General features: G+C 42.5%; 12 protein-coding genes and 1 pseudogene. 3 read left to right on the top strand and 10 right to left on the bottom strand.

Features of this window, described 5'->3' with window-relative positions:
* Positions 1-269, top strand: a 269-nt coding sequence (locus ACKTT2_RS01800; RefSeq protein ID WP_407883360.1) for a hypothetical protein, incomplete at its 5' end; no start/stop codon positions are given.
* A gap of 120 nt (positions 270-389) precedes the next feature.
* Here the strand turns inward: ACKTT2_RS01800 and ACKTT2_RS01795 are convergent.
* Together ACKTT2_RS01795 and ACKTT2_RS01790 are read right to left on the bottom strand one after the other, a co-directional pair.
* Positions 390-866 carry a low molecular weight protein-tyrosine-phosphatase gene (locus ACKTT2_RS01795; protein WP_407883362.1) on the bottom strand — a complete coding sequence of 159 codons (477 nt, stop codon included), beginning with the start codon at positions 864-866 and terminating at the stop codon, positions 390-392.
* Between the two features lie 73 nt (positions 867-939).
* Complete coding sequence (locus tag ACKTT2_RS01790; protein ID WP_407883358.1) at positions 940-1290, bottom strand: YbaB/EbfC family nucleoid-associated protein; 351 nt, start codon at positions 1288-1290, stop codon at positions 940-942.
* A gap of 723 nt (positions 1291-2013) precedes the next feature.
* Here ACKTT2_RS01790 and ACKTT2_RS01785 point away from each other — a divergent pair.
* A complete protein-coding gene (locus tag ACKTT2_RS01785; protein ID WP_407883356.1) occupies positions 2014-2697 on the top strand; it encodes a response regulator transcription factor in 684 nt (227 codons plus the stop codon).
* On the opposite strand, the gene ACKTT2_RS01780 is transcribed toward ACKTT2_RS01785, so the two are convergent.
* The 5 genes from ACKTT2_RS01780 to ACKTT2_RS01760 form a co-directional block, all read right to left on the bottom strand.
* Positions 2659-4047, bottom strand: coding sequence for an AtzE family amidohydrolase (locus ACKTT2_RS01780; protein WP_407883354.1), 1389 nt, complete (start codon positions 4045-4047; stop codon positions 2659-2661). The genes ACKTT2_RS01785 and ACKTT2_RS01780 overlap by 39 nt on opposite strands.
* A gap of 9 nt (positions 4048-4056) precedes the next feature.
* A complete protein-coding gene (locus tag ACKTT2_RS01775) occupies positions 4057-4674 on the bottom strand; it encodes a hypothetical protein (protein ID WP_407883352.1) in 618 nt (205 codons plus the stop codon).
* 103 nt (positions 4675-4777) lie between these two features.
* Positions 4778-4966, bottom strand: a complete 189-nt coding sequence (locus ACKTT2_RS01770; RefSeq protein ID WP_407883350.1) for a DUF4089 domain-containing protein — start codon at positions 4964-4966, stop codon at positions 4778-4780.
* Between the two features lie 425 nt (positions 4967-5391).
* Positions 5392-5721 carry a DUF952 domain-containing protein gene (locus tag ACKTT2_RS01765; protein ID WP_407883348.1) on the bottom strand — a complete coding sequence of 110 codons (330 nt, stop codon included), beginning with the start codon at positions 5719-5721 and terminating at the stop codon, positions 5392-5394.
* Between the two features lie 49 nt (positions 5722-5770).
* Positions 5771-7282, bottom strand: a complete 1512-nt coding sequence (locus tag ACKTT2_RS01760; RefSeq protein ID WP_407883346.1) for a thioredoxin-like domain-containing protein — start codon at positions 7280-7282, stop codon at positions 5771-5773.
* A 187-nt stretch (positions 7283-7469) separates the two neighbouring features.
* Between ACKTT2_RS01760 and ACKTT2_RS01755 the strand changes: the two genes are divergently transcribed.
* Positions 7470-8384, top strand: a complete 915-nt coding sequence (locus tag ACKTT2_RS01755; RefSeq protein ID WP_407883344.1) for a glutaminase — start codon at positions 7470-7472, stop codon at positions 8382-8384.
* A gap of 378 nt (positions 8385-8762) precedes the next feature.
* Here the strand turns inward: ACKTT2_RS01755 and ACKTT2_RS01750 are convergent, their stop codons facing one another.
* The 3 genes and pseudogenes from ACKTT2_RS01750 to ACKTT2_RS01740 form a co-directional block, all read right to left on the bottom strand.
* Positions 8763-9218: a CAAD domain-containing protein gene (locus tag ACKTT2_RS01750; protein WP_407883342.1), complete on the bottom strand. Its 456-nt coding sequence runs from the start codon at positions 9216-9218 to the stop codon at positions 8763-8765.
* Positions 9219-9322: 104 nt separating this feature from the next.
* Positions 9323-9787: a BON domain-containing protein gene (locus ACKTT2_RS01745; RefSeq protein WP_407883340.1), complete on the bottom strand. Its 465-nt coding sequence runs from the start codon at positions 9785-9787 to the stop codon at positions 9323-9325.
* A gap of 127 nt (positions 9788-9914) precedes the next feature.
* A pseudogene (locus tag ACKTT2_RS01740) lies at positions 9915-10310 on the bottom strand (hypothetical protein); the annotation flags it as partial.

Genomic DNA, 10310 nt, shown 5'->3' with positions numbered 1-10310 from the left:
ACTCACCAGTGACCCTCCGGGTTCGCCAGTTCCCTACGAAAGGAGACCTTTCTGCAGGACTGGACTCACCAGTGACCCTCCGGGTTCGCCAGTTCCCTACGAAAGGAGACCTTTCTGCAGGACTGGACTCACCAGTGACCACCCTCGTTCCCAGGCTCTGCCTGGGAATGCCTTTGTTAGAGGCTCCGCCTCGAAAATCAAGGCGTAGGTTGTATTGGCCACCTAACTTTGCATTGTTCGCGATCGGGGTGACAATTGTTTCATCTTAACTCCCTCCTAATGTTTAGCCAAAAGGTGCGAGGCACAGCCTCGTAGGCTGCATTCCCAGGCAGAGCCTGGGAACGAGAGGACTAGTCACTGGTCACTGGTCACTGGTCACTGCTTACTGGTCACTGCTTACTGGTCACTGCTTTCAACAGCCCTTCACAAGCATCAACAAGTAAGTCAATCACTCGATCGAATCCCTCCGAACCACCATAGTAGGGATCGGGGACTTCTTTAAGAGTATGCCTAGAGCAAAAATCACACATTAAGTGGACTTTGTGGTGATACTTACCAGTTCGCTCAAGAGAAAGGATATCCTCATAATTCTCTCTATCCATGGCTAGAATCATGTCAAAAATTTCAAAGTCTGACTTTTGAAACTGACGTCCTCGACCCCTCAATTTAATTTGTAACTTTTGAAAAGCGGCAGCACTCATCCTCGCATCGGGGGGGCTGCCAATATGATAGCTAGATGTACCAGCAGAGTCACAAATAATGCTTTCGCTTAACCCAGCCTGGTTAATGAGATGATTCATTATATTTTCCGCCGATGGAGAGCGACAGATATTTCCCAGGCAAACAAACAGCACTTTATAAGGCATAAGTGTCATTAATCATTAGTCATTTGTCATTAGTCGTATTCTAATGACAAAGGACAATGAACAAATGACAAAATTACTGGAATCCAGGAAGTTCCAGACCACTAGTGAGTTCTTCCATGCGTTCGCGCATTGTTGCTGTAGATTTGTAATAAGCGTCTTTCATTGCCGCCGTTACAAGCTCTGAGAGGACTTCTGCTCCTTCATTAATGGCGTTTGGAGAAATTTCTACTCGTCTTGGTTCTTGGTTACCGCTAACGATCACCTTGACCAAACCACCGCCTGCTTCTCCCTGAATTTCCATTTGCTCTAATTCATCTTGAAGTCGCTTTGCGCCTTCTTGAACCTGCTGTGCTTTTTTAAAAGCGTCAGCCAATTCTTTCATTTTGCCCAAGCCGAAGCCAAATCCTTGTCCTTTTCCTGTCATAATCAATTATCCAACTATACTTTGATTAACTAATTATAGATGTGGTCAGCAAAATACTCTTGTTAACTCGCGAGTCATCCAGGTAGTACTGCTCAAAGTATATTCTATGCTCAACGCTCGATCTCTCGTACCTCAGTCCCAAGAATAAAATTACACAAACTTTCCGATCGCAAATCAAAACTTCAGTTGCTGATATGCTAAAATAGCAGTGCGAATTATTACCGTTAGCAAGCATCCCAGTTTTCTGTAGCTGCTGGTCGAATCAGAAACTCTTGTAGTGTAGAATGCAAATAAGTTCCCTCTCTGAAGTGGATCTACCAAGATAAAGCAAAAAATTCTTGATACAATTTACAGGAGTGCCGAAGTCTTACGTATATTCTTATTTCTTTGATTTCTGCCAAACTGTACTAGAGATTTATACTTAATTCTCCAGAGTTAATGGACTCGATATAAGTTGGTATGTATTCGATTAAATATATCTTTTCCTGTATCACCAGTGATACAGGAAAAGATATAAAAGCGTGCAAACGGTTATTTGCGTTCGTTATAGTGCAAACCTAGCTTAATAATTTTAAGTTAGAACCAGCAAATATACTATTGAGAAGTGATTCACTGAGAATCATGTCATAGTATGAAACATAGGAGTACTATTTTTATCTGTATTTATTGATAGTGCTTGAGCGAGCAAACTTATTGATAAAAAATGCTAGGGGTGTACTGTCCATGCCCTTGAAGATCCTTGTAGTGGATGACGATCTGGGCACTCGTCTGTCTATCAGCGATTATCTTGAACTGTCTGGCTATTCAGTAATTACGGCAAATGACGGTCAAGAGGCTTTGGCGATGGTAGAACAATACCATCCCGATTTAATAGTCACTGATATTGTCATGCCACAAATGAACGGTTACGAACTAGTGCGGCGAGTTCGGCAGCAACCTTCTTTCCGGTTGCTGCCTGTGATTCTGCTAACAGCGCGAACAAAAACTCAAGAAAGAATCCTGGGATACCAATCAGGATGCGATATTTACTTGCCCAAGCCTTTTGAATTAGAAGAGTTAGCAGCAGCAATTCGCAATCTCTTAGAGCGATCGCAAATCATCCAATCTGAATACCGTTTTCCCCAACAAGAAAATGTGGGAGCTTCCATTTCTACAAAACCTGTGGATGTTCGCTACTCACAGGTGACAGATCTTCAAAAATCTCAAATATTTTCTGAGTTAACCTCAAGAGAACAAGAAGTTTTAGAGCTTTTAACTCACGGTCTTTCCAATGCGGAAATGGGGCAACAGCTACATCTCAGTCCTCGGACTGTCGAAAAGTACGTCAGTAGTTTATTGAGAAAAACAACAACAAGCAATCGTGCTGAGTTAGTCCGTTATGCAATTAAGCACGGTTTGGTAGAGTAGTTTTTCTACCTCCAGTACTCTTGCAACCCGTAAGAGCGAAGCTTCACGATAAGGCGCTGCTATTAACTGCACGCCCAAGGGTAGAGTATTTGGACGATGGATTGGAACTGATAAAACAGGTAATCCAATAAAAGATAACGGTTGAGTAAATAATCCTAAATGAGGACGGACAAGAATTTCTTCTTCGTCTAGTGTCATGGTTTGCTGACCAATTAAGGGAGCAGAAATAGGAGTAGTGGGTACAAGAATAACATCTACCTTTTGAAAGATTTCTCGCACTTTATCTCGATACCATCTCCTAAATCGTTGGGCTTGAATGTACCAGCTACTAGGTATTAATGCACCAGCAAGAAAGCGATCGCGTGTTGCGGGATCGAAATCTTGGGGACGAAAGCGTAATTTTTCCAAATGTAAATTTGCACCTTCACAAGCTGTAATTACAAATGCTGCAGCCCTAGCACGATGAGCTTCAGGTATTGCAATCTGCTCCGTCACTCCTAAAATATCAGCAACTTCTTGCACTGCTTCCAATGCTTCCAAGCTCGCTCCTTTAGCAAAATATTCTCCTGCAATAGCAATTCTTAAACCCTCAATCCCGCGATCGATCTGAGGGAAACATGGTTCGGGAGGACGCTTTGTACAAACAGGATCTCGCTCGTCATCTCCTTGCAACATATCAAACACCGTAGCAATATCCCGTACCGAACGAGCAAACGGACCAATATGGTCTAAACTGCTAGAAAATAAAGCGACACCAGCGCGAGAAAGCCTTCCATAAGTTGGTTTCAAACCAAAAACGCCGCATAACGCTGCAGGTACGCGGATAGAACCATTTGTATCAGAACCCAAAGTCAAAGGAACTAAGCCAGATGCAACCGCCGCCGCTGAACCACCCGAAGAACCTCCAGCTATCCGCGTGCGATCGTGGGGATTGCGAGTAGCGCCATAATGTGCATTTTCAGTGACAAACCCATAAGCGTACTCATCCATATTCAAAGCACCCACAAGAACAGCACCCGCTTGTTTCAACTTGAAGACTGCCGTTGCATCTCTTGTCGCCGGAGGATTTTCAGCATTAATTTTTGCACCTGCTAGTGTTGTGAGTCCAGCAATATCAAACAAATTTTTCACAGCGAAAGGGACACCAGCCAAAGAACCAATTGGATGACCTAGAGCAACTTCCCTATCAATTCGTTCTGCATCTGCCAAAGCAGCATCAGCCGTTACAGCAGTAAAACAATTCAGTTCTCCATCTCGGTCTGCAATTTTTGCCAAAGCTGATTTGACAACCTCCACCGCTCCGATCTGACCGCTTTTTACAGCAGTTGCTATTGCCACAGCATCATCCATAGGAGAAATTTATATGAGCGCCCGTTTAGTTTTTTGAGTCAATGCAGACTGCATAATTTTTGTTAACTGTAGCAACGTCAAAACCAGACCTACCTCCACAGTAGAAGCAAGAAATGACAGCCAAGGTGAAACTGGTTCTCGCGAATTGCTGCTTAGTATTATACGACCTAGGGTGTTAGAAATTATTGTGAAAGCGTATAGGAATGGTATACAGGACCGTAACTGATGGCTCAAACTTGTCAAATCGCCACCTTCAGGTAGTAATCGGTCAGCAAAGGTAGACAGGGTTTTCCAAATTCCCCAAAGACTATAAAACGGAATAACAAATCGAGCTATGGCTCCCCATGGAGTAATTGGGTACTCTGGAAAGACTTCTTTGAGATCGGCATGAAAACGGTGTAACCAAACAAGAAAAGTCAAAGAGGAACTCAAGATGACAAGAAATGCCACCATTGCTTGCAAACCATCAAGGGTAACCAATAATTGATAAATCGCTGGTACTGTAAGTTCTACTATAGAAAACATGAGAGCAACAAAACTAAATCCCAGACGCAACTTCAGCAAAAGCATCAACAGTTTACCTGCACCTGTTGAATGACCAGAATCAGAAATTTTCCAATTTTCCATAACAATTTTTCCACTGCACAATTTCTCCATATCTTAAGCGTGGAAGTAAGATTTATATTGCAGTGTATTTGCTTAATTATAGTGAGTCACTAATTCTTCCCCATCATGGGTGAAACTCCGTAGAAACTTCTAATTCCTCTGGTAAAGGAAACTCATTGACAACTAGAGCGATCGCCATAATTCTCTCAAAATTTGCCACCACCCCATCTCGATACTCATCCTTCAATTGTAAATCCAACAACATAGCCACGATCTCTACGTACTCTCCTACCTCAAAGTCATTCTCTTCCATATTCTTTCTCTCCTTAACTATTTCCAAGAAATAAATTGTCCATTTTATGGAATCTTGTGGAACGGAGAGCAGCGCTGTGCGGGGGTCTCCCCCTTGCCCCTTATCCCCACTTCGTGGGGGCCCCGAGTTCCCCAGAGGGGACCCCAAAGCCCCCCGTTGAGGAGCCACTGCGTTGCGGAGAGCAGCGCCCCTTCGGGGTTCGCCAGTCGCCTTCGGAGGGAAACCCTCCTGCAGCGCTGGCTCACCGTGCGGGGGTTCCAAGAGTTGAGGCGACTGCGGAGGGTTCCCCCCGAGTCCCGCAAGTGGCGTGCGACTGCGGAGCGTCCCCGCCCGTTCTGTATTAGTGGCGGGCTAGAAGCCCGTACTACAAAAAATTTTGAAATATTTTTTAGAGAGTTTTAATTTTTTTGCAAACTCAATATGTTTTAGCCTAACTCAAAAAAACCATCTTCACCAGGCTCAAAATCAATCACCTGTGTCACTGCATCAACATTCAAAATCCCATAAATATGAGGAAATTGTTCGCCTTCTTCAACTCCTTCATAACGAATTTCCGAGCTAACCTTATGAGAATCAATATAAAGAAGTACCAATCCTTGTTGATTATAAAACAAGGTATTTGCGACTTTTATAACTTGTGTTGGTTTGGAACAGTGGATAAAACCCTCAGAATCAAGGGTATCTCCGCGATAAACTCCATCAAGTTTTGCTCGTTCCCACTGTTCTTTTTGAGTGATATGTAAAATCATGCTCATAATAGTTCTTAAATAATGTTAGGAGGTAATTTCAACCCCTTATTATTAACTAATTTGGAATGCAAAGATTTGGAGAGCAGAGATTAGGGAATTGCAGTGTTATTACTGTCAAAGTATTTAATTGTACACGACGAATAGCGTGATTGTTTGTATCAGCAATGTATAATTCAGAATCCATAACACTTAGCCCTGAAGGTTCGGAAAAACGAGTATTTTTACCTTCCCCATCCTGCAAACCTGCTACACCATCTCCAAGAATGGTTTGACAATTACCACTTTGGGGATTAACGAGTTTAATCTTGTGGTTGTAGGTATCCGCTACCCACAAGAAATTTTGGGCGTATTCGACTCCCAAACAATGCTGCAACCTGACATCAAAACCTTGTCCGTCAATATCACCAAAACCGAATAAGTCACCACTACCGCAAACAGTCCTGACTGTTAAAGGTTCCACCAGTCCTACAGCCCGAATCGTACTTCCTTCACTGTCAGCAACATATAAATCTTGTCCATCTGTTGCGATCCCGCTTGGTTGAGCAAAGACAGACTCGGTTAACGTGCCATCAACACAAGCTTCTGCACCAGTACCAGCATAAGTTCTCACAATACCAGTTTCCAAATTCATTTCCCAAATTTGATGAGAACCAGTCATGGCAATAAATAAGCTATTTCCAATTTTTTGCAGATCCCAAGGGGAGTTCAACGCTGTTTCTATTGCAACTCCACTATGAGGACGAATATTACGGCTTTGTTTTCCTGTCCCAGCAATAGTTTCTACAATCTGGTGTTTGAAATCGACTCTTCTGAGTGCATGATTTTCTGTATCTGCTACATACAAAAGTTGATTTTCTGCATCAAATGCCATTCCTTGTGGTGCTGAAAACTGACATTGGTTGAAAGAACCATTCGTTAATCCAGGTTCTCCAGTACCAATTACGTGCAAAATTTGCCCATCTACATGACTTATAACAAGACGATGATGTCCGGAATCAGCAATAAACAATTTCTGTTGTTTAGCGAGAACTTTGCCGGGAAAGGCTAAGGGAGTCACAAGAGGTTGGCGCTGTTTTTCTAGAGTAAGGCTGAGTTCTTGGAAATTAATAGTGCCTTTCTCTTGATGTTGGAGAATTAACTTTTTTATGAGTTCATCTAAAACCTCACGATTGCCTTCACCAGATACCGAACCAATTACATAACCTTCTGGATCGATCGCAATTAATGTTGGCCAAGCACGCACAGCATACTCTTGCCAAACCCTAAAACCGCTATCCACTAAAACGGGGTGTTCGATGTCGTAACGTAAAATTGCTTGGCGGATGTTTTCGCTTTCCTTCTCATTGTCAAATTTAGCACTATGTACGCCAATAACTGTCAAGCTATCTTTATATTTTTGTTCTAGATATTTTAGATCTGGCAGGATGTGTAAGCAATTGATACAACAGTACGTCCAAAAGTCTAGAATAACAACTCTACCCCTTAGTTCTTGAAGAGACAATGGTTTGTCCGCATTCAACCAGAGTTGATTTTGAGGGAGTTCTGGTGCTCTAACACGAGGCATCATTGGAAGTATAAAGTATGAAGTATAAAGTATAAAGTAGCATTACCCACCGTTCAATATTGGTGGGCTTTAGCCCTACCTACGCTCTGTTTTCCAGAAAATTATTTATGGGAAAATTACTACAACCAAACATGAAAATAATTTTCCATGCCCATTGCCCAATGCCCAATGCCCTACTTTCAAACTATTTATGAGAGGATTGGAAACTTTAACCTCGACTGAGTTGTCCGCTTGGGTGCAGCAGGCTCGAGCTTTTGCACGTAAAGGAAAAGTTATCGATCGCATTCCACAACTGGCTTTGGCTGATACAAATTCATTTGCAGTTTGCATTCTTTCTGCAAATGGGCAAGTTTATAGCGATGGCGAGACTTCTTGTGTTTTTCCGCTTATGAGCGCAATTAAACCGTTTTCGCTACTGTATTTGCTACAAAGTTTCGGAGCGGAAAAAGTTTTTCAGTGGGTTGGGGTTGAACCATCCGATGCTTCATTTAATTCTTTAGAGCAACTAATCAAAGATAATGGAAGACCTCGCAATCCTATGATTAATAGTGGAGCTATTACTCTTGCTGATAAATTGCCAGGAAACAGTGCAAGCGATCGCACTAAAAATTTGTGTCAGTGGTTGAATCAGCAAGCTGGGTGTCAACTTGAGTTAGACGAGATAATGCTGGCTTCCGTGCGTTTGGTAAATTCTCAAGTCAATCAAGATATTGCCCGTTATCTCGCTCAATCGGGGTATGTTAAGGATATAGAACAAGCTCTTGATACTTACGAGCAAATATGCTGTTTATCGGGGACGGTAGAAGATTTAGCCCGTCTGGGTTTGCTTTTAGCTTGTGAAAATGAAAGAGTCGCAACCCAGTGTCGCCGCAATGTAAATGCATTAATGTTAACTTGCGGGTTGTATGAATCTTCTTCTCAATCTGCTTTACAGATCGGTCTACCTATGAAATCTGGGATCGGTGGCGCATTGTTAGCACCAATACCGAATCGTGGTGCGCTCGCATGCTACAGCCCAGCGCTGGATAATGTAGGTAACCCTATCGCTGCAATTGCTTTTGTTGAGGCTATATCTCAAAGCTTAGGGCTCAGCATTTTTCAGTGACCCTCCGGGTATCTCCTTCTTCCCGCCAGAAGATTATCTAAAGACGTAGGGTGGGCACTGCCCACCGTTTGCTGTTGGTTGTAGGGCATAACCTCACCTACGAAAATTGGTAATTTTAGAGGGCACTGCCCACCGTTTGCTGTTGTAGGGCATAGCCCCACCTACGAAAATTGGTAATTTTAGAGCGTCCAAGGAGTTTGACCTAGGGCAATAATTCCCCCGACATTTCCCGACACCTCCTGACATTTGATGTAGAATAAAACAGTAATAACAAAATGGTCAAGTAAAACATTCTGCTTTTACTTGACCAAGAACATTCAACTAAGCATTCCTGACAAAAAACAAGTCTTGAAATCTATTGTCAAAATAACTCAGTAGTTATGAATTTTGAGTTCCTAAAATGTCATTTTTGATAGATTGAATTTGTTCTGCTAACTCTTGTCTAGTTGATTCTTTAAGAAGATAACGAAAAACAAACCACGTTGTATAACTAATTCCAATTAATTCAAAAATTGGAATTAGTAACGGGATATCATTAATCGCATCAAGGATTGCCAGAATGACTCTGGCTGTAACAATTGTGGCAGCAATCAAAACAATAGTAACAATTAATTGCCGATATTGATTAAAAAATTTACCAATAACATTTGGTATATCGGCTAAAAACTGTGAAACTTGTTCTCCAATTTCTTGCCATTTTTCTTGAGATTTCGCAACAGATGGTGGTAACAATGGCTGATTTGGCTTTGTACCTTCAATTGCTGCTATAGGAGTGGATGAGGTTGTATCTGGAACGTCATCAAGGGGTTGTAGTTGCTGTACGTCAGTTTCCATACTCTTCCTCTATTAAGCTACTATTATTACAATAATTCAAAAGTCAAAATAAATATTTAATCGGCAATATTTTTTGACTTTTGACTTTTTCCAACTTGCTAGCTTTATGGCTTAGCTACTTTTGCTTTATTAACTACACTGGTTACACCTTTGATTTGCTTTGCCAAAGGTTCAATCTTGTTAAGTTGCTCCTGATTTGTAACAGTTCCGGCAACTGTGACGGCTCCGTTATCTTCGGCTTCAACAGTTAACTGACCGTTAGGGATATTAGCTTCTAACTTAGAGCGAACCTCGCTTTCTAAATCGTCTTCAGATCTGTTTGCCACCTTACCATCATTCAAGGTATTATTACGCTGTTCGCGAGATCTAATGTCAGAATTCAGTTGGTCTCTACGAAGTGGGCTTTGTGCATCCTTGAGTGCAGCATCTGTTGCTTCTGGTGCGGGCGCTTTTGCTGCTTCGTTAGTACTGTTAGGAGCTTCTGAACTACTCTTGGAAACATCGGGACTACAAGCAGCTGCACCAAAAACTAAAAGGGAACCAAATACGAAGGGAATAAACTTTTTCATTTTGAATCAATCCTTGGTAATAGTTAATGGTTGTTTGTTGGTGGTTAGTAGGGGCGCAAGGCATTGCGCCCGTACATTGGTTAGTAGCTATTAACAACTAACAACTAACCACTAACCACTAACGCTCTTAAACTTTCTCGTTCCGATGGTCAACAATGATGACTGCAGGATCGTCTTTGTCGTACCCTACTCCATGTTCGGTAGATGTGGTATTGACTACGGGTGCGTCGTGGCGAATATCTCTATCAGCATCCCGGTGATGAACGCCTGTTGTGTCGGCGGCATCAAAGGTATCAAACTCTTGAATGCCATGACGTCTGAGAATGGCTTCTGCACGACGGACTTCATCGTCTGTACCATCCACAATAATCAGGTAGTCGCCCCTGTTTAAGCGGTCGTTGTAGACTTTGGCACGGTTTTCAGGAATTCCTAAACCTACAAGTCCACCTGAAACTCCACCAGCTGCTGCACCAATTCCCGCGCCTGCTGCTGCCGTTGCCAATGCTGTTGCGGCTGCACCACC

This window comes from Scytonema hankhaensis NUACC26 (assembly GCF_045865695.1).
In the GTDB taxonomy this organism is placed as follows: domain Bacteria; phylum Cyanobacteriota; class Cyanobacteriia; order Cyanobacteriales; family Nostocaceae; genus Scytonema.
The sequence above is the reverse complement of the archived record's forward strand: the minus strand, read 5'-3'. Positions and strand labels throughout refer to the sequence as shown.